This is a genomic window from Roseburia sp. 831b (assembly GCF_001940165.2).
Classification (GTDB): Bacteria; Bacillota; Clostridia; order Lachnospirales; family Lachnospiraceae; genus Roseburia.
Genome location: NZ_CP135162.1, coordinates 3043194 through 3069407, shown reverse-complemented (window position 1 = coordinate 3069407; position 26214 = coordinate 3043194). Strand labels below are relative to the sequence as shown.

20 protein-coding genes are annotated in these 26214 nt (G+C 39.6%); 4 read left to right on the top strand and 16 right to left on the bottom strand.

The features are described from left to right. Nucleotides 1-91 precede the first annotated feature (91 nt). The 3 genes from BIV16_RS14200 (at nt 92) to tnpC (ending at nt 2714) form a co-directional block, all read left to right on the top strand. The gene (locus tag BIV16_RS14200) at nt 92-481 is read left to right on the top strand and encodes a hypothetical protein (RefSeq protein WP_075680043.1); all 390 of its coding nucleotides are present in this window, start codon (nt 92-94) and stop codon (nt 479-481) included. After that, nucleotides 471-833 (top strand): IS66 family insertion sequence element accessory protein TnpB, encoded by a 363-nt coding sequence (gene tnpB / locus BIV16_RS14195; RefSeq protein WP_075680044.1) that lies wholly within the window; start codon nt 471-473, stop codon nt 831-833. Before BIV16_RS14200 ends, tnpB begins: the two co-directional genes overlap by 11 nt. Nucleotides 834-1112: 279 nt before the next feature. Beyond that, nucleotides 1113-2714 (top strand): IS66 family transposase, encoded by a 1602-nt coding sequence (gene tnpC / locus BIV16_RS14190; protein WP_075680494.1) that lies wholly within the window; start codon nt 1113-1115, stop codon nt 2712-2714. Between the two features lie 437 nt (nt 2715-3151). Here tnpC and BIV16_RS14185 read toward each other — a convergent pair whose 3' ends face one another. The 9 genes from BIV16_RS14185 to BIV16_RS14145 all read right to left on the bottom strand — a co-directional run bounded on the left by BIV16_RS14185 (nt 3152) and on the right by BIV16_RS14145 (nt 10666). Beyond that, a complete protein-coding gene (locus BIV16_RS14185) occupies nt 3152-3883 on the bottom strand; it encodes a CPBP family intramembrane glutamic endopeptidase (RefSeq protein WP_075680045.1) in 732 nt (243 codons plus the stop codon). A 76-nt stretch (nt 3884-3959) separates the two neighbouring features. Further along, the gene (locus BIV16_RS14180; protein ID WP_075680046.1) at nt 3960-4433 is read right to left on the bottom strand and encodes a GNAT family N-acetyltransferase; all 474 of its coding nucleotides are present in this window, start codon (nt 4431-4433) and stop codon (nt 3960-3962) included. 101 nt (nt 4434-4534) lie between these two features. Next, nucleotides 4535-5131, bottom strand: a complete 597-nt coding sequence (locus BIV16_RS14175) for a rhomboid family intramembrane serine protease (protein WP_075680047.1) — start codon at nt 5129-5131, stop codon at nt 4535-4537. Between the two features lie 85 nt (nt 5132-5216). Further along, the gene (locus BIV16_RS14170) at nt 5217-5789 is read right to left on the bottom strand and encodes a helix-turn-helix domain-containing protein (RefSeq protein ID WP_075680048.1); all 573 of its coding nucleotides are present in this window, start codon (nt 5787-5789) and stop codon (nt 5217-5219) included. A gap of 247 nt (nt 5790-6036) precedes the next feature. Beyond that, entirely contained in the window at nt 6037-7620 is a 1584-nt protein-coding gene (locus tag BIV16_RS14165) for a plasmid recombination protein (RefSeq protein ID WP_075680049.1), read from the bottom strand. Nucleotides 7621-7983: 363 nt separating this feature from the next. Next, nucleotides 7984-8223, bottom strand: coding sequence for a complexin-2 (locus tag BIV16_RS14160; RefSeq protein WP_075680050.1), 240 nt, complete (start codon nt 8221-8223; stop codon nt 7984-7986). A 93-nt stretch (nt 8224-8316) separates the two neighbouring features. After that, nucleotides 8317-9264, bottom strand: a complete 948-nt coding sequence (locus BIV16_RS14155; RefSeq protein WP_075680051.1) for an AAA family ATPase — start codon at nt 9262-9264, stop codon at nt 8317-8319. 122 nt (nt 9265-9386) lie between these two features. Further along, nucleotides 9387-10454 (bottom strand): tyrosine-type recombinase/integrase, encoded by a 1068-nt coding sequence (locus BIV16_RS14150; RefSeq protein ID WP_075680052.1) that lies wholly within the window; start codon nt 10452-10454, stop codon nt 9387-9389. A gap of 17 nt (nt 10455-10471) precedes the next feature. Beyond that, entirely contained in the window at nt 10472-10666 is a 195-nt protein-coding gene (locus BIV16_RS14145; RefSeq protein ID WP_075680053.1) for a DNA-binding protein, read from the bottom strand. Between the two features lie 142 nt (nt 10667-10808). On the opposite strand from BIV16_RS14145, the gene BIV16_RS14140 reads away from it, so the two are divergent. Then, on the top strand, nt 10809-11276 hold the full coding sequence (locus BIV16_RS14140) for a helix-turn-helix domain-containing protein (protein ID WP_075680054.1): 468 nt from the start codon (nt 10809-10811) through the stop codon (nt 11274-11276). A gap of 122 nt (nt 11277-11398) precedes the next feature. On the opposite strand, the gene tuf is transcribed toward BIV16_RS14140, so the two are convergent. The 7 genes from tuf to BIV16_RS14105 all read right to left on the bottom strand — a co-directional run bounded on the left by tuf (nt 11399) and on the right by BIV16_RS14105 (nt 26208). After that, a complete protein-coding gene (gene tuf, locus BIV16_RS14135; RefSeq protein WP_075680055.1) occupies nt 11399-12586 on the bottom strand; it encodes an elongation factor Tu in 1188 nt (395 codons plus the stop codon). Nucleotides 12587-12795: 209 nt separating this feature from the next. Further along, nucleotides 12796-14913 (bottom strand): elongation factor G, encoded by a 2118-nt coding sequence (gene fusA / locus BIV16_RS14130; protein WP_075680056.1) that lies wholly within the window; start codon nt 14911-14913, stop codon nt 12796-12798. Between the two features lie 100 nt (nt 14914-15013). Continuing rightward, nucleotides 15014-15484, bottom strand: coding sequence for a 30S ribosomal protein S7 (gene rpsG, locus BIV16_RS14125; RefSeq protein ID WP_207647541.1), 471 nt, complete (start codon nt 15482-15484; stop codon nt 15014-15016). Nucleotides 15485-15724: 240 nt separating this feature from the next. Then, nucleotides 15725-16144: a 30S ribosomal protein S12 gene (gene rpsL / locus BIV16_RS14120; RefSeq protein ID WP_075680058.1), complete on the bottom strand. Its 420-nt coding sequence runs from the start codon at nt 16142-16144 to the stop codon at nt 15725-15727. Nucleotides 16145-16350: 206 nt separating this feature from the next. After that, nucleotides 16351-17706 (bottom strand): leucine-rich repeat domain-containing protein, encoded by a 1356-nt coding sequence (locus tag BIV16_RS14115; protein ID WP_075680059.1) that lies wholly within the window; start codon nt 17704-17706, stop codon nt 16351-16353. Nucleotides 17707-17749: 43 nt separating this feature from the next. After that, the gene (srtB, locus tag BIV16_RS14110; protein WP_075680060.1) at nt 17750-18877 is read right to left on the bottom strand and encodes a class B sortase; all 1128 of its coding nucleotides are present in this window, start codon (nt 18875-18877) and stop codon (nt 17750-17752) included. A gap of 20 nt (nt 18878-18897) precedes the next feature. Next, nucleotides 18898-26208: a fibronectin type III domain-containing protein gene (locus BIV16_RS14105; RefSeq protein WP_075680061.1), complete on the bottom strand. Its 7311-nt coding sequence runs from the start codon at nt 26206-26208 to the stop codon at nt 18898-18900. Nucleotides 26209-26214: the final 6 nt, after the last annotated feature.

The following is a 26214-nucleotide window of genomic DNA, read 5'->3' as shown; positions in this document are numbered from 1 at the left end:
GAGAAAATAGACCCAACAATTAATATTCATCAAAAAAGTTTAGTCTAAAAAGTTTAGTCTAAACTTTTTTGACACAAGGAGGGCTTCTATTATGAAATCTCAAACATCTATAGCATCACGCAATTGTCGTATACAAGAATGGGCTCAAATGATTCAAGATTGTAACAATCGGCCTGTTGGAATGTCTGTCAGCGAATGGTGTCAGGAACATTCTATTACCACCGCAAACTATTATTACCGAATGACTCAGGTTCGCAAAGCCTGTTTGGATTCGCTTCCAAGCGAGGTTGTTGAACAAGCGATTGTTCCTGTTCCTACCAATCTAATGACAAATGGTAATTATTCTTTTGCAGAAACAAATCAAGAGTGCGATGAATCATTTATTGAACTTTCAGCGCATGGTGTGACTCTTCGTGTTACAGAAAACACATCATCTTCACTTTTATCAAAAGTTCTTGGGGTGCTTGCCCATGTTGAATGATGCCACTTGTTTTAAACAGATTTATATCGTTTGCGGCTACACGGATCTCCGTTTTGGCTTGGATTCATTAGCTTCTATCATCGAATCCAAAACAGGAAGTAGCCCGTACGTTCCTGATACGCTTTACCTTTTCTGTGGTCGCAAGACTGACAGAATCAAAGGATTGGTGTGGGAAAAGGACGGATTCTTGCTCTTGTATAAGCGCCTAGAGAAAGGGAACTTCGTGTGGCCAAGAAATGAATCCGAAGTACGAGCACTTACCAGTCAGCAATTTCGTTGGCTCATGGAAGGTCTAACAATTTTTCCAAAGAAAACGGTTCAAGAGATCCGACCGCCAGAACATATGGCATAATGATTGTGCAAAAGGTAGAAATTTCAGGGGCATCATTCCTGGGTTCTAATATGGTAATTACAATCATCTGTAAGTCCAGTATTCTGCATTATTAGCGTGTTATTGCGCTTTTAGGTAATTGTAATTTATATCCATTGTTTTGAAAACTCTGCATTTACAAGGTCTACAAATCCCTTGTGGGAGCTTACAGGCATAGGCAATTTGCCGAATTTTGAAACGAACAACATTCGCAATTTAAGTCCATATCCGCTATAATAGACCTTAGAAAAGAGGTACATTATGGCGATGGAATATACAGAAGAACAATTGAATAATTTTGACAAGGCTACCCTTATTCAACTGTTTTTGGCACAACAATCACAACTCAAAGATATTGATCGGAAACTGCAACTGTTGTTGGAACAGGTCGCTGTATTGAACAATAACCGTTTTGGGAAGTCATCTGAGAAACTTGATGTAGATAACCAGATCAGCTTCTTAGAGGTTGATGGCAATATCGTTTATTTTAATGAAGCAGAAGCTGTTGCAGCCCTTGAATGCTCAGAGGAAGAAGAAACATCGAAACCTCATAGTAAAAAGAAAAAGGGGAAACGCGCTGCTGACATCAAAGGTCTTCCAATCGTTCCGGTTGAACACAAGATGACGGAAGACGAGTTAATCGACGAATTCGGAGAAGATGGCTGGTATCAGCTTGAAGATGAAGTATACCATCGCTATCGTTTTACCCCAATGAAGATTGAAATCGAAGAACATCACGTTGGCGTGTATAAATCTAAAAAGGACAATCATTTCAAAAAGGCAGATCATCCTGCTTATTTACTAAGAAACAGTCTTGTTTCACCATCTTTGCTAGCAGGCATTTGGAATGCCAAATATGTTAATGCAGCACCTCTTTATCGTCAGGAACAGGAATTCCAAAGAATGGGTCTTAACATCGATCGCGCGGATATGGCTCATTGGACCATTCTATGTGCAGAGAGATATCTCTCAATCTTTTATGATTATCTGCACGAGAAAATGTATGACTATCATGTCTTACAAGCAGATGAGACTCCGGTTCTTGTTTCAAAAGAAAACAGAACTACCGGAAATAAGCATTACATGTGGGTATACCGTACAGGAAAGATGTATCTGAATAAGCAGATCATCTTGTACGAGTACCAACCATCTCGTAATGCCAGTCATCCACGAGCTTTTCTTAAAGATTTTCAAGGAATTTGTCTGACGGATGGCTATCAGGTCTACCATACGATTGAAAAAGAACGCGAAGACCTGAAAATCGCTGGGTGCTGGGCACATGCAAGACGTCGCTTCGATGAGGCTGTTAAGGCTCTACCAAAGGCAAACCAGAAAATGTCTCTTGCATATCTGGCATTGAAGCAAATCCAAGCAATCTATCGCGAGGAGAACAAGCTTGGGGACATGAATCCGGATGAACGCCTGAAACATCGTCAGTTGACTGTAAAGCCACTGGTGGATGCTTATTTTGCATGGGCAAAACAGAATCTCATGTCTGTTCCGCCGAAGAGTAAGACAGCAAATGGATTTACTTACTCCTTGAATCAGGAAAAGTATTTGAGAACATTCCTTGAAGATGGAGAAGTGCCAATCGATAACAATTCGGCAGAACAGGCAATTCGGCCATTCTGTGTAGGCAAGAAAAACTGGGTTATGATTGATACCATCGCAGGGGCAGAAGCAAGTGCAATCATTTACAGCATTGCAGAAACTGCAAAGGCTAACGATCTAAAACCTTATAATTACTTTGAATATCTTCTGACAGAGATTCCAAAGCACATGGATGACCATGATGCAAGTTTTTGTGAAGATCTGCTTCCTTGGTCAGACAAGCTACCAAAGGAATGCAGAAAGCAACTTTAAAACCAACGCCGCTCTTTGGAGCGGCTAATCAAGTATTAGTACCGACTATGGTGCGTTTACAATGATTCTGTTATTGAATTGACTTGAATAGAATTTTATAGAAAAACAGGGGAAGTGAAAATCACTTCCCCTGTATAAATGCTAATTTATTGAATTATCAATAATTGATTATTCGATAACTGTAGCAACACGTCCTGATCCTACAGTACGTCCACCTTCACGCTCCCGGTTTTGGATTTGTCGCTATCTTCTACCATGCTTTTTGTTGATTTTATGCTATTTTTAGGCACTACATACATTATGTATTTTTATTTCCCAAAATTATTGGAGCCATTTTGGAGCCATCTAAACTCTAGCACATCAACCTCTATTTGTCTATCTTTTTATTGCAACAATTCTTATGAAAACTGAAAGTTGGGCGTGCTCTTAACTATGTATTAGTCCATCACAGTCATAAATATATACCCCATTCCAACCATAAAGAAATTGCTCAATCCGTGCATAATCATGGGGTAAATAATACTTTCTGATTTCACATATGTAAGTCCATACGCTATACCTAATATAAATGCATAAATCAACTGAAACCATGAAAAAGTTAATGAAACAGGAAACAATGTCCATTGGATATGTGCAGCAGAAAATAGTACCGAGGCTATTACAATAATAAATGCATAACCTTTTTTATCTTTGCCTATCACTCCACCAAGAACAGTAATCGGAAGTGCTCTAAACAAAATTTCTTCTGATGTTCCTGATAAAAACAGTTGAAACCCTAAGGTTCCTAAAACATTTGATATATTTAGCTCATATGCGTATGGCACAATTGTATTAAGTGAATATCCAACGATATAACTAATAAGAACATACATTAAAATGACAATATCAAAAATCGTCGTATATAGTATACCGCTCTTATTTAACCTCGGCTTTAACCAAAATTCTAAATCACTTTTCTTACTAATAACAAAAATAAGCACTAAAGCCACTATCATCTGAATAATGTGATGCACAGAAATACTCATAAATGTACCATCTTTATCAATCACTGCATATTGAATTAAATCAGCAATGAAACCACCTAACTTGCTTGCAAAAGTTTGAGCAATGAACAAACCTAATATAACGAGTACAATATATACTGTCTTTTTTACCTTAATGTTTTTCATAATATCTCCATCAACTTCAAATCTTCTGTTGCTTTCAATCTCTCCGCAAGACTGAAAGTTGTCGAGTTCTTTTCCGTTACAATTCTTTCATCATGCACAATGATTCTGGCATTGAAACATAAGGACCATAATTATCCATTTTATTAAATCCCACTTTTCGATATACATGACACGATTCTTGTAACAATTCTCCAGTTTCAAGAATCAATTTCCTATATCCTAGTTCTTTCGCCCACTCGATTAATTCAAGAACCAGTTTGGTTCCTATTCCTTTTCCTTGGAATTCTTCTCTGACAAATACTCTTTTCAACTCGGTTGCATTGTCGATATCACCGTACTGATATTCTCTAATCGCTCCAGCACCAGCGGCTTTTCCATCAACATACACAACTACAACCTCCTTTATCTCATCAAGTTGATTATACTGTTTATATTTATCTCTCTTAATAACTCTTCCTACTCGCCTATCTAAATCTATATCTAATAATTGACAGTTTTCGATAAAGTCTTCATTTGTCCCAGAGCATCTAATAAATTCAATATCAGCCATATACAAACACCTCCTAAGTAAAGAAAATTCAAATTCATGAGCGCTTTCAATCTCACCGGAAGACTGAAATTTTCAAGTGTTCGACAAATTGAAATTTGTAATTACCTCTCTGTTATTTTAAAATGTCTTATTGTAAAATAAACTATAAAATAACTGATAATACCTGATAGATGCATAAGAGTTGACATCCAGCCAGTAATAATTGGCAAAAGCATTATTAGTGATAGACTAATCAAAATTATATATAACCCTTTTGTTTTAATAGAATATTTTTTCCATAAATCTTTCATATTCATAATTCCACCAGTAACAAATGCATATCCTATTGCTGATATACCACTAGCTACTATATCTTCACTATAAGGCAATGTTATTACTTGAAAAAGAAGTGAGGATATTATCATAGCGACAATAAATGCAATAAATGTATTTTTTGAACCTAGTTTATTTTCTAATATACTGCCAAAAGGAATTATCATAAGACAATTTAAAATTAAGTGAACCCATAAAAACCAAATCGGTGCTTCTTTACTACCATGCATAAAAGTACCACTTATATATTGCCAAATATAAATAGGTTTAGAGTGAAATGCAAATAAATCATACATTTTTCCATAAAAGGAAGAAACAATAGCAAATACTAAACAAATTAGTATTAGTGTAGTAACAACTGGATATTTTTTTGTTAGATTCTTCATTTCTATATCTCCTCAATAAATTCAAATTCATCTCTCAGTATTACTGAAAGTTATCGGGCCCTTTACATAGATAAAACTTCAATTTCTAAACAATCTGATATAACTTTTTGTACTGATGATTTCCTACAACAAACTTTTTGGGCTCCACCTTTTCGGCAAGTTCATTTGTCACGATAAATTCATTTGTTACTTTCACTAGATACTGCTTTGTTCCCTTTTCTACTAAATAGAATCCTGCAAACTCTTTAGTTTGATCTAGTAAATCAACAACACCGGGCTGAATAATAAAATCAATAATCCACTCAGTCTTAGTCATCTTCTTATTTCTAACAAGGGCATATATTGCATTAGCATCTTTATTATTTTCATAGCAAGCCGCGTCTTTTTTGTCTCTGCATTTGCCATTCTTTTCATAATCATTAATGTTAATAGCTTCCTTTATTTCATTAAAGCTAATCTTTTCTTCATTATCTAAAAGATAATCAACACTTACATTAAGTAATTTTGACATAACCTTAAGATTATTTATATCAGGCATACCCTTATCTGTCTCCCATTTTGCGATTGCCGATCTTGAAACACACATTTTTTCGGCCAACTGCTCCTGCGATAAACATACTTCTTTTCTTGCTTCCCTTAATTTTTCTCCAAATGTCATAATAACGACCTCCTAAATTTCTTGTTTTTGTGGTTGTTTTTGTTTGCGAGGTCATCGTATAACACTTATATCGGAACACTCAAGATACGAACTGTGACAACGATGTTACGCTCCGTAACATCCAGTACTTATGCGAATTTACGAGCAGTGGCTCACAGAAAAATTCAAATTTGTCGAACTGTTTAACAGTTCTTTTTACACCCCTATTATACACGATACCATAAAAAATAGAAACCCTTTCGGATTTCTATCTTCCTCGCCCTCTGTATATTCTTTGTACTTCTTGCTCTATCTGATTTTCACTTGGCATATTCTCGCAAACATTCTCCTCTATCTTAGAGCCAATGTCCAACTTATCAACTAATCGGTCAACTGTTCTGTCTATTGCTCCGGTTAAGATTTTCTTATCATTGTCATTTAACTGAAACCAATGTCCACGCATCATTTCATTGATAGCTTTGTAAATTGGTTCTACAAGCCATTCTTTCAATGTGTCAAAAATCTCTCTTTTGATAAATCCAAGCATATTGGATACGAGGTTCTTTTGCACTGTCTCTACAATCTCCTCTTTCGCTTCTTCAAGAACCTGCTGACCTTCCTCTGTCTCTAATAATCTTGCAGGATCTTGAAGTAGCTCCTTATGTCGCTGCACCAGCTCATTATATCCCAAGATATGTTTTCCATCCTTATCTTTGTACCCATCTCTTAACGCCTCATACTCATCCCACATCTTTGAATACCTATCTTCGACACTTGCTACCTCTGCAGTCTTTTCTTCCTTTGCTTGCTCCAAGTCTTTTATATCAGCTCTTAATTCCGAGTGCTTTTCTTCCAATTCTGAAACACCCCTGAATATATCTCCCGAAAAGTCTGGGTCTCCGTTTATTAGGAATTCTTTTTCACACTTCAAATCTGCAATCGACCAATCTTCAAAAGGCATATCATACGCAGAGTCTTTTCCATTACCATTGATTAGATAATCCTTCTCCTCTTCCAATTCTTCGACCTCTTCACGAGCTTTCTCTACGATTTGTTCCGCTTCTACCTTAGCATCTTCTACAATCGCATCCTTTTCTGCCATTGCTCTTTTATACATCGCTACCGGCATATGCTGTTTTTCTCCATCCTTATAGGCTCTTGCATATTTATGACGTACCAGAATCGGTTCCATAATATTATCCTTAATATCATCTTGCCATCTTGTCATAGATAGGCGGTCTCCCTTTTTCTCTGAACGTTCAAAACCATCACAAGCTAATGCCTTTGTAAGTGATACCTGATGCGATAATCCCTGCTTATAGCCCTCTCCAATCGGCTGAACTAGGATATGCATATGTGGTGTTCCCTTGGGTTCATCCATATGCACCGTAGCAAGAATAATCCTCATATGAGGATAGGATGATTGATAAGATTGAATGAACTCCTCAAACATCGCATGCACTTCCTTACGAAGTTTAGGCTTCTTTACCACTTCGTTAACATCCATAGTTTGGTGGTCACCAAACTGTATTACATACTCATACGCAAGCTGACCGGCTGTGTAATTCTGTCTCGATTTCTGCATATTATTTTGCTCTTCAATGTAGTCCGCTGCATAATCATAAGACTTCATTCTATCACTTCTACGTTGCTTAGCATTGTATTCTTCAATATACGGTTTCATATATTCGTTTGTATATTCCGCAAGAGATTTCCCACCGAGTTCATTTATCAAAACTGCGTTGTATACCGACATAGATGGGTCAACATTGTTCGGCGTATATTCTCTTAGGTCATGTTCTATTGCAGTTTTTCCTCTGCTTACAGATACTGTTTGTGCACTTGCTGGCATCTAATTCCTCCTCTCTGTTCTGTAATTTTGGTGAGTCCATAACTGGCTCTGACAGTTATGGCTCAATACCAGACTTGACATCCTGCGGACATCAAGTCGTATTTCGCTCCTATGCGGAGTGCACAAAGCTGCCGCCTTGACTGCATCTCATAGGGCGTTGCCCTGGCGATGCCTTACCCATTCTCAATGGGAGTTACACTCCCAGGCGAAGCCTTCCCTTGTGCAATCATTGCCTATCGACTATCAGTAAGCTGATACCCGAAGCCAATGATTTTGTCGTCGCACACCATCCGCTTTCTTCCTTGACTATACTTACAAGTACGTGACACGTACTTGTTATATATCGCTAAAGTGAAAATCTCTCTACCATCGAAAGCTCGTAGGTACTCCTTTTGCATCGAGATATTTTTGGCGTGCTTCCTCTTTCTCCGCATCCGTTGGAGCTGTTTTATATGTACTGTATAATTGTCGCAATGCCACAGCATCCAACTTCCTATTTAGTTCTTTCTTTATCTCTTCACAATCCACTTCCATATCAAGTACAAAACATTTTACGAGCGTAATAAAAAGCCTCTGTGATATCTGAATTTGTTTCTCTTTCATACGTTCCTCCCAAAATCAAGAATGCAAGGTTGCAAGATTGCAATGTTATATATACTTTGCATTCTTGCACTCTTGCAATCTTCCCTACTCATATCAAAAACCCCAATGCCATTTGTCGCCAACTTTGGTAGCTGTTATTTCCAACTCTTCTTTGGCGGTAAATAGCGTACGTCTTTTGATACCATCCACTTCTGCAGCTTCAAAGATTTCTGTACTAGGCTTTGGTCCATCCGACAGAAACTCTGTTAGAAAATCCTTGGCTGCTTTCAGTTTTGTAACCTTTGGTTCTCCACTAAGCAATTCCTCTACGGTCAGTTCGATAGGCCCTTCCCACATAAACCCATTGTCTTTGTCTAATCGAAAGGCAATCGACTGTCCTTCCGGTGCAAGACTGCTTTTATCGTGTGCAATCACTCTGCAAGTAGGGTCATCCTTTACTCTACCGACAATCAACACACTTCTTGCAGTTGCTTGAAAGTCGATAGAGCCAAGTCCTCTGTACGTAGATTTACTACCACTTGCTTTGTTCATATGCCCGATAAGGATGATTGCACAGTTGTATTTCTCAGCTAAATCACCTAAGTGTTTCATTACTGGACGTATCTCATTTGCACGGTGCATATCCACTCCAGAGCCAAGATATGCTTGGATAGGGTCAAGTATCACAAGCTTCGCTCCAGTCTGCTTTATCGCCTCTTCGATGCGTAAATCTGACATGCTAAGTCCTTGCTCTGATTCATCAATGACAAGCACCCTCGAACAATCTGCCCCTGCAGCTTCTAGTCTCGGTTTTACTGTGTCTGCCAATCCATCTTCCGCAGTCTGATAGATAACGTTCACAGGTTCACGTTCCTGATCATCCTCCGGAAGTTTCTCACCTTTAGTCAAAAGTGCTGCTATCTGCAATACCGCTGTTGTTTTACCTTCCCCCGGGTCGCCTTGTATAATCGTTAGCTTCCCGTAAGGAATATATGGATACCAAAGAAACTCTACTTTCTTGGTTTCCACATCTGCCATATTGATAATTTTTAAGTTTTCCATGTTACTCCTTCCATAAATCTTTATTTAATGATTGATAGATGGAATAACCTCTGCTATAATATCTTTAGTTAGAAGATGACAGAAGTTATTCCGTTATCAATGAGTCTTTATGGTTGCCGCCATTAAGACTCTTTTTTTGTTCTGTTTGCATCTAATAAATTCGCCACCTTTTTCTGCTGATTTGGATATAAATGTCCGTAGGTATTCAATGTGATTTTGATATCCTTGTGTCCAAGTCTATCCTTAATCAAAAGTGGCTCTACACCTTGATTGATAAGATAGGATGCATGAGAATGTCTAAGGTCATGTACTCTAATCCTCTCAACACCAGATTGTTCTACGTGATATTTTAACTTGTGCTGAACCGCTTCTTGTCCAACCGGAAAGATACGTTCTGTATCTGGTAATTCATATACATGCTCCAAATACTCTCTCAATTCATCTGCTAAAAACTGTGGTATTTCTACAACACGAATGGACTGCTCTGTTTTTGGCGATGTGATAATATCTTTTCCACCAGTACGATAAAACGTCTTGTTAATATTGATTTGATTGTTTTTCAAATCAACATCTTCTTTGGTAAGTGCCAACAGTTCCCCTATACGCATACCAGTCCAAAACAGTGTTTCAAATAGTACGTAATATCTTGAGTCCTTATCAATCGAAGCAAGGAACTTCTCGTACTCTTCCAATGTCCAAAACGTTAAGCTCCTACTATCGGAACGCCCCATCTTTTTAACCTTTTTACATGGGTTATTCTTTAAGTTGTAAATCTTTGATGCATGTGTAAACAAAGCTGTCATTTGATTTTGAAGCATACGTAAATAGGAATCGGAGAAATTCATCTGCAACATTTCATTCTGCCATTGAATAATATCCGATGCAGTAATCTCGTTCATCTTGCAATCTCCAAAATATGGTACAATACGATTTTCAATCATATATCGTTTATTCTTCTTTGTACGGTCTTTTAATTCTCCGTTCTTATCTCTGAAATAAATCTCTATGAAATCAACCATTTTCATATCCATATTTGCATTTGCAGTAAGCTTAAATTCACTTTCCCACTCCAACGCTTCTTTCTTGGTCTTAAATCCACATTTTTTCTTTTTCTTCTTCTGACCAGTCCAGTCCTCGAAGTAAAACATACAATACCATGTATTGTGTACGTTATCTTTGTATGCAGGCATTTACCTCACCTCTCTTTCTACTGTGCTTGCAATGTCATTCCAAAGAATTTCTGTTCCACAAACGCTCTTGGAATTTTCCCAGCGATTACGTAAAAACCCTGCTTCTTCAATTCCTGATTCATGGAACGAATTAACTTATACGCATGACCTGTGGAACAATCCAATTTTTCTGCTACTTCTTCTGCAGTCATTAAATAGTTTGTACTCAACATAGATACTCCTCCTTTCTTTCTGTACGCATTTCGTACTTTTTTATTTATATTAATCCCATTTGCGTAATTTGTCAACAATTAAATTACTAATTGCGTACAAAAACTTTTTGTTGTATAATACTGCGTATAGGAGGTGCTCATTATGGGATATGGAAAAAATTTAAAACAAGCACTTGATGATAAAGGAATGACCGTACGTGATTTATGTCGCCAAACGGATATTAGTCCAACTACGATTTATTCAATTATTCAGCGAGATTCTTCTGTACGATACGATTTCGCATTGAGAATCGCCAATGTATTAGATATTGATATTAAACTGATTTGCAAGGATAACCCTTTTGAGCAAGGCGAGGAACTCCCTGCGTTTCCGGACAACTTGAACGGACTCTTGGATGCTAGCCAAATTAAACGCTACGCAAATAACATGATGCTCCCATTACTCTCTCTTTGTGGCAGAGATGAATTGACGAAGCTGCATGAACTTATGTCTGATTACTACGTTCTCAATGATGAGGGACGTAAGCAAATGTTTACTATGATGGATATGTTAAAGAATACCTATACGGATTCAGAACGTAAAAAAGCTCTGAAAAGCATAAAAAAATAGAAAAATAGAACTTTTTTAGAACTTTTCGATTTTACTTAACTACATAAAAGCATGTAAAAAGGCTCCCGAGGAAAACCTCGAGAGCCTTGATTTTACTGTATTGTAGACACTATCAATTGAAATTATTCAACGATAGTAGCAACTCTACCAGAACCTACAGTACGTCCACCTTCACGGATAGCGAAAGTAAGACCCTGCTCCATAGCTACTGGGTGGATCAATTCGATTGTCATTTCTACGTTATCACCAGGCATACACATTTCTACACCAGCTGGTAATTCGCAAACACCTGTTACGTCTGTTGTTCTGAAGTAGAACTGTGGACGGTAGTTGTTGAAGAATGGAGTATGACGTCCACCTTCGTCCTTTGTTAATACGTAAACCTGAGCTGTAAATTTGTGATGGCATGTTACAGTACCTGGTTTAGCAAGAACCTGACCACGAACGATCTGGTCACGGTTGATACCACGTAATAATGCACCGATGTTATCACCAGCCTGAGCTTCGTCTAACTGTTTACGGAACATTTCGATACCAGTTACAACTGTTTTCTGAACGTCATCTTTAACACCTAAGATTTCAAGTTCGTCGTTAAGGTGTAATGTACCTCTTTCTACTCTACCTGTAGCAACAGTACCACGACCTGTGATTGTGAATACGTCCTCTACTGGCATTAAGAAAGGTTTATCTGTATCACGAACTGGGTCTGGGATGTACTCATCAACTGTGTTCATGAGTTCCATAACTTTATCTCCCCATTCGCCGTTTGGATCTTCAAGAGCTTTAAGAGCAGAACCTTTGATGATTGGGCAATCATTGAAGCCGTATTCTTCAAGCTGTTCTGTAACTTCCATCTCTACTAATTCGATTAACTCTGGATCGTCTACCATATCGCATTTGTTTAAGAAAACAACGATGTAAGGTACACCTACCTGACGGGATAATAAGATGTGCTCTTTTGTCTGAGCCATAACACCGTCAGTTGCAGCTACTACTAAGATAGCTCCATCCATCTGAGCAGCACCAGTGATCATGTTCTTAACGTAGTCAGCATGTCCTGGGCAGTCAACGTGTGCGTAATGTCTTCTCTCTGTTTCGTACTCGATATGAGCTGTAGAGATAGTGATACCTCTTTCTCTTTCTTCTGGAGCTTTATCGATGTTTTCGAAATCTGTTGCTTCGTTACCAGCAACTCTAGCTGCTAAAACTTTAGAGATAGCTGCTGTTAAAGTTGTTTTACCATGATCTACGTGACCGATGGTACCGATATTACAATGTGGTTTTGTTCTTTCAAACTTAGCTTTTGCCATTTTGAATATCCTCCTTAAATTGATGCCTCTGTTGGGCTATAGTTTTTGAATTTATATAACTCGGCTATCTCTGATTATATAAAAAAATCAAAGGTTTTTCAAGTTATTTTTCTAATAGAGTCCCCACAATTTGCGGAAACTCTATTATTTTTTTAAATTTGTTTTGGAATGGTTTACATAAAACCATGCTTGTCTTAACTTTTCAAAAATTATTTATTTTTTTCAGCTAAAACTTTTTCCTGTACGGACTTAGGTACTGGCTCGTATTTCTCGAAGAACATTGAGTAGTTACCACGACCCTGTGTCTTAGAACGTAAGTCTGTTGAGTATCCGAACATCTCTGCAAGAGGAACGAATCCACGAACAATCTTACCGCCGCCAAGGTCATCCATACCTTCGATACGTCCACGACGAGCGTTGATATCACCGATGATATCTCCCATGTACTCTTCTGGCATTGTTACTTCAACCTTCATGATTGGCTCAAGAAGAACTGGAGCTGCTTTCTGCATAGCTTCCTTGAATGCAAGGGAACCAGCAATGTGGAATGCCATTTCGGAAGAATCGACTTCATGATAAGAACCGTCGTAAACAGTAGCGTGTACACCAACTACTGGGAATCCACCAAGGATACCAGCCTGTGTTGCTTCTTCGATACCTTCACCAACTGCTGGGATGTATTCCTTAGGAATAGCACCACCGACAACAGTAGAGTCGAATTTGAATAATTCTTCTCCGTTGGCATCCATTGGCTCAAATCTAACTTTACAGTGTCCGTACTGACCACGTCCACCGGACTGTTTTGCGTACTTACTATCAATATCAACCGCTTTTGTGATGGCTTCTTTGTATGCTACCTGAGGAGCACCAACGTTAGCTTCTACTTTGAACTCACGAAGAAGACGATCTACGATAATTTCAAGGTGAAGCTCACCCATACCAGCGATGATTGTCTGACCAGTTTCCGTATTTGTATGAGCACGGAATGTAGGATCTTCTTCTGCAAGTTTTGCAAGAGCTTCACCCATTTTACCCTGTCCAGCTTTTGTCTTAGGCTCGATAGCGAGCTCGATAACTGGTTCTGGGAATTCCATGGACTCTAAGATTACTGGATGCTGTTCATCACAGATTGTATCACCAGTTGTTGTAAATTTGAAACCTACAGCAGCTGCGATATCACCAGCATATACTTTGTCTAATTCCTGACGTTTGTTAGCGTGCATCTGTAAGATACGGCCAACACGTTCTTTTTTGTCTTTTGTTGCATTTAATACATAAGAACCGGAGTTCATTGTACCAGAGTAAACTCTGAAGAATGCTAACTTACCTACGAATGGGTCAGTCATAATCTTAAATGCCAAAGCAGAGAATGGTTCATCATCAGATGAATGTCTCTCAATTTCATTACCGTCCATATCAACACCCTTGATTGGTGGGATGTCTGTTGGAGCTGGCATGTATTCGATGATAGCGTCCAATAATTTCTGAACACCTTTGTTTCTGTAAGCAGAACCACAACATACTGGAACAGCTGTACATTCGCATGTAGCTTTTCTCAATACTTTTTTCATTTCTTCAACGGTTGGTTCTTCACCTTCCAGATACTGCATCATTAAGTCGTCATCTAATTCGCAAACTTTTTCTACTAATTCATTGTGATAAAGTTCAGCGTCTTCTTTCATGTCACCAAGATCATCAGTAACAGTGATATCATCACCCTTATCATCATTGTAGATATAAGCTTTCATCTCGAATAAGTCGATGATTCCTTTGAAATCGTCTTCTTTACCGATTGGTAACTGAAGACAGATAGCGTTTTTACCTAATCTTGTACGAATCTGATCAACAGCTCCGTAGAAGTCTGCACCTAAGATATCCATCTTATTGATGAATGCCATACGTGGTACATTGTATGTGTCAGCCTGACGCCATACGTTCTCTGACTGAGGTTCTACACCACCTTTTGCACAGAAGACACCAACGGCGCCATCAAGTACACGAAGTGAACGTTCTACCTCTACTGTAAAGTCTACGTGTCCTGGAGTATCAATGATGTTGATACGATGCTCTAAAGCACCTGGCTTTGGTTTTGCAAACTCTTCCAAAGTCCAGTGACATGTTGTAGCTGCTGAAGTGATTGTGATACCTCTTTCCTGCTCCTGTTCCATCCAGTCCATGGTAGCAGTACCTTCATGAGTATCACCGATTTTATAGTTAACACCGGTATAGTAAAGAATACGCTCTGTTGTTGTTGTTTTACCAGCATCAATATGAGCCATAATACCGATATTTCTGGTTCTCTCTAATGGATATTCTCTTCCAGCCAACGGATTTTCCTCCTTAACTTACTATGCAAAAATCTGCAAGCCGAAACTGTTTACACAGAATCTGCCTCGCAGATTTTGAATTGCAATCTTTGTGAAAAAATTAGAATCTGTAATGTGCGAAAGCTCTGTTTGCTTCTGCCATTTTGTGCATATCTTCTTTCTTCTTTACAGATGCGCCTGTATTGTTTGCTGCATCCATGATCTCGTTTGCAAGTCTTTCTTCCATTGTCTTCTCTCCTCTGTTACGAGAATAAGTTGTAAGCCAACGAAGAGCTAATGCCTGACGACGATCTGGTCTTACTTCGATAGGTACCTGATATGTTGCACCACCGATACGTCTTGCCTTTACTTCAAGAACAGGCATAACGTTGTTCATGCATTCTTCGAATACTTCAAGAGCAGGTCTTTCCATTTTCTCCTCTACTCTTTTGAAAGCTCCGTATACAATCTTCTGAGCTACACCTTTCTTACCATCTAACATAATGTTATTGACAAGCTTAGTAACTACCTTGTTATTGTACATTGGATCTGCTAATACGTCTCTTTTCTGAGTATGTCCTTTACGTGGCACGGTTCTTCCCTCCTTAATCATTTTTTACTATACGAAACTCAAGTTTCGCATTTGCTTGCGTAGCGCAATTTTCGTTGCGCAAGTTACTTCATTTCGATTAATTCAACGGTACTCACAATGTGTCTTTCTAAAATGTGTTCGTGCGGATTTTATCTCATAAGCGACAATAATTCCAACACTAAACCTCTAGTTCTGTTTTGTGATACTATTGGTTTGCTAATCAAAATATTTTACAATATCTTATTTAGCATCTTTTGGTCTCTTAGCGCCGTATTTTGAACGAGCCTGTTTTCTGTTAGCAACTCCAGCTGTATCAAGTGTACCACGGATAATGTGATATCTTGTACCTGGTAAGTCCTTAACACGACCACCTCTGATAAGAACAACACTATGTTCCTGTAAGTTGTGACCTTCTCCTGGAATGTAAGATGTTACTTCGATTCCGTTTGAAAGACGAACTCTGGCGATCTTTCTAAGAGCTGAGTTAGGTTTTTTAGGAGTAGCTGTCTTAACAGCTGTACATACACCTCTCTTCTGTGGAGAAGAAGCATCGATAGGTCTCTTCTGTAAAGAGTTGTAACCCTTCTGAAGTGCTGGTGCTGTAGACTTCTTAACAGATGTCTGACGTCCTTTTCTTACTAACTGGTTAAATGTTGGCATTATTTTCACCTCCTGTAGTTTTTCCTAATGTGCGTCTAGATATGTATCTATTAACACACATGCTTAATTATTATAGATTCCCTGGCGTAGGTTGTCAAGACCTTTTTCATTTTTAGATAGGCAATTGCTCTGCACCAAAAACGGTGGGTTATCATACATCTTAGTACGATAACCCACCGTTCTATTCTCATCTGTATCAAAAGGATTTACTGGGAGATTGCTTCCTGATACTCTTGTTTTTTACTGCTTAAGATAAGGTAAACACCAATTAAGATAACACCAAGACAGAAAATGCATTTTGCATTTGTTGCCGGTCCGGTTGTTGGTGTGTCATCTTTTACGTGTGTTACGGTTGTTCCATCTGCGCTGACGGTTACGGTTGTTCCTCTTGTAGAACCACTTCCACCGTTCGTTCCGGATACTGTTACATTACCACCATTGGTTCCACTTCCGCCGGTTGTACCGCCGTTGGTTCCACCATTCGTTCCGCCATTGGTTCCGTTAGTACCACCATTTGCGCCGTTTCCATTACCAGAACCACCATTGGTTCCGTCATTATTGTCACCGTTGGTTCCACCATTATTGTCGCCATTCGTTCCGCCGTTATTACCACCATTGCTGCCACCACCGGTCACAGTCATAATATCACCATATCCGCCGCTTTGGAGTGCTTCCGCAGTTGTTCCTGCCGGAACTTCAATCGCAGAAATGTTCCATCCTGTCTGGTCTCCGATTGTTGCAGAACCTGAACCAATCTTCAAGGTACTGATATCGCTTCCTTCAAATGCGTTTGTTGCAATCTGTGTACAGCTTGCCGGAAGAACGACTGTTCCAATTTTACAGCCATAAAAAGCTCCGCCCGCAATTGTGGTCACACCACTGTAAACACTAATGCTTGTCTTTCCCTGTGGACATCTTAATAAGTTCAGCATCGTTTTTCCATACAGACATCCGTCATAAGTTACAAAAAAGCTGCTTGATGCATCTGCGTTAATTGCAACTAACTCTGTACATCCATCAAATGCATCACTCGCAATGCGGGATGTTGCTGCCGGAATTGCAAAACTTGTCAAACCGGAACAGTTTTTGAATGCTTCGGATTCAATCGCAGAAATTCCGCCCGACAATGTCACACTGGATAAGCTTCCACATCCGGTAAAACAGTTTGCCGGTATTGCGGTGGAGGCAAGTACTGTGACACTTGTCATACCTGAGCAAAGTGCAAATGCGCTTGTTCCAATGCTGACAACGCTTGCCGGAATTGTAACACTCGTTAAGTTTGTACAACCGGCAAATGCGGATACTCCGATACTTGTTACACTATCTGGTATCGATACGCTTGTGATGCTTGTGTTCTGGAATGCTCCTTCTCCAATGCTTGTTACTTCACCCGGAATCGTGATGGCATTCTCAGTTCCGATGTACTGAACCAATGTACCATTCTCAATTACGAAACCGTCTGTGTCCGCAGAGGCAAAACTGATATCACCTGGGATAACCATTACCACGAGCATTGCAAGAATTAAAATCATTCCGATTCTTCTCTTTAAACGATACTTCATCTTTCATCTCTCCCTATATTCCTTTATTTACAAATAGATTTCTCTATTCTGCATCCATGCATTTTTTCGCTACAACAAATAATCGTCCGTCCTCGGTATAATTATTGCATGTAGAGAGTGTTAACAGTTCGTCACCATACGAAGCCACACCATCTTCATATTGAACTGCCAACTGACGGATGTTCTGGATAAAATTATCAAATTCTTCCTGCGAATCCGCCTGTGTGAAATTATAATACCGAAATGCATTCTCATCCTGATATTCCACTTCTGCCAGGCAGACTGCAAATACCTGATAAGTTCCTTTCTCATAGATAGTATCGAACTTGATGTTCTTATGTTCCTGGAAAAAGGATGCATCCTGATAACTTTTTAGCTGGCCAAACATCATTTTACTTTTCATGTTGTGTCCGTAAATGATAAGATTGGTACTTCTTTGTGTAATGCTGTCCCGATAATCAACGAAAAGTGTTCCATTGTTATCTTCTTCTTTATTAAAATTCCGCCTTAGATAAAAGGTGGGGTCTGAAACTGTCTGCATAACCGGATAGTCAATGTTGGTTCCATCAATGGTTAACCAACCCACAAAATCCGGGTTTTCATTGTAAATTGCCTGATACTCCGGCAAAATCGTTAACGGCTGCGTCTCTGCGGTGCCATCTGTCTCGGTGCTTTGTGTGCTATCCTGCTGTGGTGCCACATAGCCATCATTGGAAACCAGTCCTGCCGAGCCCTCCTGCTTCATTTGACGAAGGTCATCCGCAATCCTCTCTCCCTCATGATTCGTGTACTCTGTCCAAAAATAAAAGATAAAACAGATACACGCTGCCACCAGACAGATAATCCCCAAAATCTTTTTGGGTTTATCTACATTTATATTTGTAGTTTCTTTCTCTTTTTCCGGAACCGGCATCTCTGTCTTCCATTTTAACAGGGAGCCTGTATGATTCATGACAATATCTACTAAATCATTGTAGAAACATTCGCCTATTACACTATGCAGTTCAATTTTTTCTTCCTTTATCATATTGTACAGACGCAGGGCTGTCTGCGGATTGTAGATGTCTACATTATGTGTAATGTAGTAAATCATCTGAACATCCGCAAGCCCTTTTTTGTATTCTTTATAGGTATCAAATTCAAATTCACCTATCGTATACTTTTCTGTCATAAATCAGTTCCACTTTTCCACTAGTTGTTCGTTGTTCCTGTAACTCCGTCAGAGAAATTGCTGTAATAAGTCTCATCATCTGTCACAAGATATGCTCTCACTTTGTAAGTGTAAGCTGTTCCTGCATTAAGACCTTTGTCTGTGTAGCTGGTTCCTCTGGTACGGGCGATTCTGGTGTAATTACCACTTGCGTCGGCACGATAAATCTCGTAACCGGTCACAACACCCTGTGCGCCCCATGCAAGTCCGATGGAATCATTTGTTGTTGCATTGACCATGAAACTGCTTGTTCCGCCTGGTCTGATATCAAAACGAACGGTCTTGGTTACCGTATAGTTGCCTTTTCCGGCGATGATAACAGATCCACTTCCTGACTTTCTGTTATTTGCATACATGATGGTGTAATCTGTTCCTTTTACAAGGTCCTTCTCACCATCTTTTACTGTAACAGTAGGTTCAATGTCAGATCCTGTATAAATCTGGGTTCCAACACTGGATGTCTTACAGTTTACCACACTCTTACGTAAAATGTTATATTTTACTTCGCGTGTTCCCTGATATCTTCCAATACCTGTGATGGTCATGGTTGCAACACCTACACCGTTGTTATTTTCATAAGCAACTGTGTAATCAATATCCGGTGTCATCTTCTCATCACCATTATTCAAAGTAGGAACCGGTGCAATCTCTTCGCCCTCATAAGTGTAGGTAGAAGACATATCTGTGACGGTAATATCACTGTCATCCACACTCTTCTTCACAATCTCAAATCTCTTTGTGATGGTTCCTGTATAGTTTCCAAGTCCGACAACCTCAAAGTATGCAGTTCCTAATGCGAAGTTATCTGTATAGGAAATTGCAAAATCGGTATCCTGCTCTAATGTCATTGTACCATATGTAAATCCAATTGGTAAGGTCACTTCTGTTTCTGTGTAAGTTGCTTTGTCGGTATAACCGGTCATCTTCACATCTGAATCTGAAATATCTTTCTGTTTGATTGTGAATTCCTGTTCTAAGGTACCACCATAAGTTCCCATACCGGAAAGAATGACTTTACCGGTTCCGGCATTTATATTCTCCTCATAGGATACGGTGTAATCGGTACCTGCAACTAAGTTTGTAGTTCCAATGTGTACATTCGATGGTACCGGGCAAATCTCGATTCCAGTATAAGTATACTCCTTTGCAACTCCATTTCCAATCACTGCTTTTGAAATATCACTTGCAATCTGGAAGGTTGTTGAAAGTGAACCTTTGTAATTGCCTTTTCCAACTACGGTTGCAGTTGCAATTCCAAGTTCTTTGTTGTTCGTATAAGTTACGGTGTAATCCACACCAGATTTCATCTGGTAATCACGGTCACGTACGGTTACATTTGGTGTAATGTTGCTTCCGGTATATGCCTGATTGCCAATCGGATCAATTGTAATGTTCACATTGTCTTCGATGTTACATGGATTAATCGTAAATGGTTTTGCTGTTGTTCCGGTAAAGTTACCTTTTCCGGCGATGATAACACGTGCTGTTCCTGCTTTTGTATTGTTTGCATAGGACAACTCGTAGTCTGTTCCCTCATGAAGTGCATTTACCACTCCCTGTGGATCTGTATAGCTGATTGCAACGTCCGGTGTCACTCCTGCTCCTGAATAATCCTGGCTTGGAATCTCGTCTACCGTAATAGAAGATGCTGTAATTGCAATCGGATTAATCTTAAATGTTGTCTCAACGGTGCCTTTGAAGTTATGTCCGTCTGTGTCATTTGCTTCTACACGGACAGTTGCCACTCCGGCATCTACATTGTTCTCATACACTAAGTAGTAATCTTCATTCAGTACTAATACCGCATTGTCATTGAGTGGATTTACCACCTGTACATCTGGCTGTAATGCATAGCCTGTGTACTCCTGTGCAGTTGTGGTAATCTTTGTCTTTGCGATATCCATCTGTGCAATATCATATTCGATGGTCTTGGTGCCAATGCAGTTCTGACCATTTCCCTTGATGGTTACACATGCTGTCTTAGAACCTGCTTCGTATGTATATGTCTTTACAACGGAGCCATCTTCACCGGTAAGTTTTGTCTCAGGTGTTAAGGTGTAATCCTCTTTTGTTAAGGTGTAGATAACATCTCCTGTCTCGGCATCCACATTCTGAATCTGGATTTCGGAAGGAGTCACCGTTTTTCCTGTATACTCTCTTGGACCAATGACATCCTCACTTCCTTCTGGGAGAAATTTGGAATCGTTAATCACAAGATCATTTAACAGTAACGGCAGAATTGTGAAGGTACAGGTCTTCTTGTTATCATGTTTGTATTTTCCAATACCATTGATCACAACCTCTGCCTTTGTCGCTGCATCCTGGAATGAACCATCATCCTGAAGTGTGACATTTGCATTCACGTTGTTGTTGTATTTCAATTCGTAGTCTTTTCCGTAGACTAACTCACGTTCGGTTGTTCCATCTTCCTCTACATAATATACCGTAAATGGGAAATCCTCAGATTCTGGGTCAAATGTAATCTCTTTTCCACAGAATTTCTGGTCTGGAATCTTCTCGTCATTCTTGTATACTACCTTAAAGGTTGAATTTGCCGGAACGATATCATACGTTACCGTCTTGGTTCCTTCATAGAATTCTCCTTTACCGGTAAGTGTAAGAGTTGCTGTTCCAATCTTTGTATCATTTTCGTATGTTACATCATAGTTCTCGTTCGATTCTGCGTTGTTAAATGTATTTCCACCGCAGGTAATCTCAAGAGTCTCTGGGTGATACGTCTTTCCGCTATTGTCGGACGGATCTCTTGGTACATCCTCAATCTCAGCTACTGTTGTGGAATCATCCCCAAAGTTGGCTTTGATTTTGAATGTTTTTTCAATAGAACCTGTATAGAAGTTCTTCTCATTACCAGAAATGGTAACGGTTGCTGTTCCTGCTTTTACGTTATCTTTGTAAGTTACGTTATAGTCAGCTGCATTTAACTGATACGGATCTCCATCCGAGCCATCCAGTGATACTTTTAAGTTATCTTCTACTTTAATCTCGTTTCCGGTATAAGGATAGGTCTCCTCAATGCCTTCTACTGTTGCACCAGAGATATCTCTTGCAATGGTAAAGTTCTGTTTTACGGTTCCGGTATAGTTTGCTGTACCGGTAAAGGTCATCGTTGCAACACCCGGATCAATGTTGTTCTCAATCAATACCGTGTAGTCTGTATTCAGTACCAATGCCTTTGTATCCGTAGCAGACACTTTATATTGAGGTTTAATATCTGGTGTAATGGTTGTTCCCGTATAACTTTGTGTTGGAATGGAAGCTACTGTCTCATCATTTGCAGATAATACGATATCATTTGCAAATGCGGTTTCACTCTTGCTGATATCTTTTGGTGCAATAGTAAATGCAACTTCTTTTGTTCCGGTAAAGTTATTTCCTGTGGAAGTAATGGAAATGGTTCCTCCATCTGCCACATTGGTGTTTGCTCCATAAGCAACATTGTAGGTATCATTGGATGCAAGTGTATAGTTACCATACGTGATAGAACGGATTGTCGGCATAATCTGACTACCTGTGTAGGTGAATGTATTGCTTGCATTCGTAAGATTTACCATAACATCTTCCATCTCTACTGGTTTGATGGTAAAGGTCCTTTCAATCGAACCTGTATAACTTCCAATACCTCTTACCAAAACTTTTGCAACCCCTGCGTTAGTGTTGTCACTGTATGTCACAACATAATCGGTTCCCTGACGAAGTATTGCACCATCATCACTTTCAAGTTTCACTCCCGGTCTGATTGCAGAACCTGTATAGAAATATTCGTTGGACTCATCGACTGGATTTGTAAATTCCATATTAAAGTTTGCACTGATGGATGCCTGAATCGAGAATGTCACTTCCTTGGTTAACTGGAAGTTTCCTCCATCTATCGCTCTGATTCCTACTTTCGCTTTGTTTGTTCCAATCTCAACGTTGTTAGAAGAATAATAATATTCAAAATCAACGCCTTCTTTTAACTCATAATCGCCAAGTGTTACCGTTGGTTTTGGCTTAATTGCTTTTCCTGTATAAGCCTGCACGCCAACCGGCTCGATTACAACATCGGCTTCTTTTAAGCTCTTTTTCGCAATACTAAAGGTGATTTCACGTGTTCCAGAATAGTTGCCCATTCCGGTAACAATTGCCTTTGCGGTATCCTCTCCTGCATTTACGTTATTCTCATATGCTACTGTATAATCAGTGCCTTCCACCAGTTTTATCGTGGAACCACTCAATTCATGGCTTAAGACGATTTTTGGTTTTACCTGATTTCCAGTAAAAGAATACGCAGATGCTGAAATCTGATTCTGTGTAATCTTTGTGTCATTCACCGGTCTTTGTAAAATGCTAAAGCTTCCTGTCAAAGTACCGGTATAATTGTTGTCATTATTTCCACTTACAATGATGTCATATTCCCCAACATCCTGCGGTGTTGCAGAAGCACCGTTCTGCTGATAGGAGATTGTATAATTCTTTCGGTCTAACTTAGCCTCTGTTGGCAATCCCTTATCCTTTATTACTGTAATCTCCGGGATGATATTTCCACCTGTGTAAGTGTAGTTTGTCACTTCAACGGAATATCCATTTGCTGCTGTGATTTCTTTTCCGCGAATCTGGAATTCAACTGTCTTGGTTCCGGTATAATTGTCACCAACACCCTGTAACGTTACATACGCAGTTCCACATTTATGATTTCCTTCATAGCCCTGAATGATGTAATCACGGCTTGCTCCACCCTGGAGTGTTTCCTCCCCGTATTTTACCTCAATCTGGTCGTAGTTCAAAACCGTCTCTGTTGTTCCTTCTTTATAATCCACCGGATTAATTGTTACAACAACATCCTCGTCCGCAAGGTTTTTCTTGGTAATTGTGAAGGGTCTTTCAACACTTCCAACGAAACATCCCTTGGATGTCACATTTCCGTTACCGATAATCTTGTAGGTAGCGGTTCCAATTGCGGTATTGTTGCTGTATTCTACGGTGTAATCGGCACTGCTGTCTTCTCCCTGTGTCAGGATTTCACTGTCATCGTTCTTGATGACAACTGCGCCTTCCGCATAAGTTACTTCCTTGCCATTTCCTTTATATGGAAGTGGGTCAAAAGAAGTTGGAATGTTTTTCAAGGTACTGATATCCTGTGCAATCAGGAAGCTTACGGTCATGCTTCCGGTATAATTGCCTTTTCCGGTAAATGTCACCTGGGCTCTAGCACTTGAGGTTGACACCGATCTGTTGTACTGATAGTTGGTTGAAAAATCAGAACTTGTCAACACATGTCCGGTATTCTTATCTTTCAGTGTTACTTCATCGCTGTCTAATGTTACTGCTGTGGAGCCGCTTAACAGTTTTACTGCAAGAAGTCCATTATCTTTTGCATACTGAACCAATGCTGCATTGTTATAGTTCTTCGAATCATCATGCGTCAGCTCGATGTTGTCAGAGCTTAATGTTGTCTTGGTAATTTCGTATGTAAAAGTTTTGGCTCCGGTATAATTTGTATTGGTATCCGTTGGTTCGATTGTACCGGTAATCACACCATAATCTGTGGTGTTTGTTCCTCCGTTTGCATCTTTGTAGGTAACCTTGAATAAAGACTTGTTATCACCTTTTTCATAGATGGTGGTATCGCCATATTTCATCACAATGGTACCTGGCGTAATGGAAGAACCTGTATAAGTGAATTTTGTGTTGTCTAATGTAACAGTAATGTTAGACCCTGACAAGGAGCATGGATCTACGGTTACAGACAGGCTCTTCTTTCCGGTATAGTTCTTCACATCATTGGTGCCGTTATCTGCATCTAATGTGATGGTTGCATTTCCGGCTTTGTCAAACCCGGATGCTGTCACCTTGTAATCCGCGCCGGCAGAAAGTGTGTTGTTATTATAGCTGACGGTTACCGTTGGTGGTGTAACGGACGCAGTCGGATTATAAACAACTTTCTTATCATAAGAAAAAGCGGATTCTGGCAAAGTGCTGATATCTACTTTATTGATTGTGAAAGTTTTCTCAATCTTTCCACCAAAGTCTGTGCTTGTCTTTGGGCTGATTGTTACGGTTGCTTCCCCCGCATTCAGGTTGTTTTTGTATTCTACATTCAGATCCTCTGCTGTTAAGTTAGAATCTGAATGAATGGTGTACAAGGAATTTAAAGTGATTGCAGAACCTGTGTAAGTCTGTGCCGGTAATGTCTCAGAAACATCAAGCTGCGTTGCAATGTCAGCACATACACGGTAATTACAGGTTGCATAGCTTGTATAGCTGCCCATACCGTTTACTACAATCTGGGCTTCTGTTCCAACATCACTCCAGGAGTTCCCACTTAATTTTTTTACCGAACAGGTGTAATCTGTTCCTTCTTCCAGAACAGTTCCCTGATAAGTTACTTTAATGATTGGGCGGACTTCACTTCCGTCAGAAGATGCGGTTGCATTGGAAACCAACTCAATCATATCCTCTGTAATCTCAATTGGATTTGCTGCTGTAAGTGCAATTCCGTTTTCCTCATTGGAATAGGAATCGATAGCATCTGCGTTCTCTTCCTGAGCATTCTCTTCTGCCTCTGAAACACTCTGGTCATCCTGCACGTCCGCTGCATCTATATCATTCTGAGGCTCATCTGTAACTGTATCTGAGTCATCTGTTGCATCTGCAGCCACAACATCTGCATTCTTGTCTGCCACATCACTTGTTTTTAAAGAAATGTTCAGGCACTGGCTACGTGTTCCAGCATCAACCCAGCCATCTGCTGTCTGAACCAATGTCTTTCCTGTCTCATCAGAAGCATTCTCCTGGAAAGAAAAATCATCCCCGTTCAAACCTACAACAACCGCTACTACGGTTCCTTGGGCAAGCGCTGCCTGTGTTGCATTCAGCTGAATCCGGTTGGTTCCTTCGTCAAGATTTCCCTGACCTTCTACCTGGCATAAATATGTTCCGCTTGTCGGATCATTTGCATTGGTTGGATTTACATAAACAGTTGCCGTTGCTTTATTTGCGGATGTTGCATCCAATGCAATATTCTTCTGCAAATCAAAGGCAACACTCTCAAGCTGCTCTGCACCATCCGTGTTCTGATTGATGGTAAACATTGCCGCCACAGTCTTTTCCTCAACTGCTGACTTCTCTCCTTCCGCTGAATTCCAGTAATCATGGTAAACGACTCCGTCTTCTGCATGCGCTGTAATACCTGGCAATTGCACAATCGTAACCACCAGACAGATTGAAACAACGACTGCCAAAACCTTTTTCATCGTTTTCCAAGAAAATTTTTCTTTTACGTCCTTGTACATAAACAT

Coding starts and splice junctions, on each gene's coding strand:
- BIV16_RS14200 (WP_075680043.1), top strand. CDS start 92: ATGAAATCTCAAACATCTATAGCATCACGCAATTGTCGTATACAAGAA.
- tnpB (WP_075680044.1), top strand. CDS start 471: ATGTTGAATGATGCCACTTGTTTTAAACAGATTTATATCGTTTGCGGC.
- tnpC (WP_075680494.1), top strand. CDS start 1,113: ATGGCGATGGAATATACAGAAGAACAATTGAATAATTTTGACAAGGCT.
- BIV16_RS14185 (WP_075680045.1), bottom strand. CDS start 3,883: ATGAAAAACATTAAGGTAAAAAAGACAGTATATATTGTACTCGTTATA.
- BIV16_RS14180 (WP_075680046.1), bottom strand. CDS start 4,433: ATGGCTGATATTGAATTTATTAGATGCTCTGGGACAAATGAAGACTTT.
- BIV16_RS14175 (WP_075680047.1), bottom strand. CDS start 5,131: ATGAAGAATCTAACAAAAAAATATCCAGTTGTTACTACACTAATACTA.
- BIV16_RS14170 (WP_075680048.1), bottom strand. CDS start 5,789: ATGACATTTGGAGAAAAATTAAGGGAAGCAAGAAAAGAAGTATGTTTA.
- BIV16_RS14165 (WP_075680049.1), bottom strand. CDS start 7,620: ATGCCAGCAAGTGCACAAACAGTATCTGTAAGCAGAGGAAAAACTGCA.
- BIV16_RS14160 (WP_075680050.1), bottom strand. CDS start 8,223: ATGAAAGAGAAACAAATTCAGATATCACAGAGGCTTTTTATTACGCTC.
- BIV16_RS14155 (WP_075680051.1), bottom strand. CDS start 9,264: ATGGAAAACTTAAAAATTATCAATATGGCAGATGTGGAAACCAAGAAA.
- BIV16_RS14150 (WP_075680052.1), bottom strand. CDS start 10,454: ATGCCTGCATACAAAGATAACGTACACAATACATGGTATTGTATGTTT.
- BIV16_RS14145 (WP_075680053.1), bottom strand. CDS start 10,666: ATGTTGAGTACAAACTATTTAATGACTGCAGAAGAAGTAGCAGAAAAA.
- BIV16_RS14140 (WP_075680054.1), top strand. CDS start 10,809: ATGGGATATGGAAAAAATTTAAAACAAGCACTTGATGATAAAGGAATG.
- tuf (WP_075680055.1), bottom strand. CDS start 12,586: ATGGCAAAAGCTAAGTTTGAAAGAACAAAACCACATTGTAATATCGGT.
- rpsL (WP_075680058.1), bottom strand. CDS start 16,144: ATGCCAACATTTAACCAGTTAGTAAGAAAAGGACGTCAGACATCTGTT.
- BIV16_RS14115 (WP_075680059.1), bottom strand. CDS start 17,706: ATGAAGTATCGTTTAAAGAGAAGAATCGGAATGATTTTAATTCTTGCA.
- srtB (WP_075680060.1), bottom strand. CDS start 18,877: ATGACAGAAAAGTATACGATAGGTGAATTTGAATTTGATACCTATAAA.
- BIV16_RS14105 (WP_075680061.1), bottom strand. CDS start 26,208: ATGTACAAGGACGTAAAAGAAAAATTTTCTTGGAAAACGATGAAAAAG.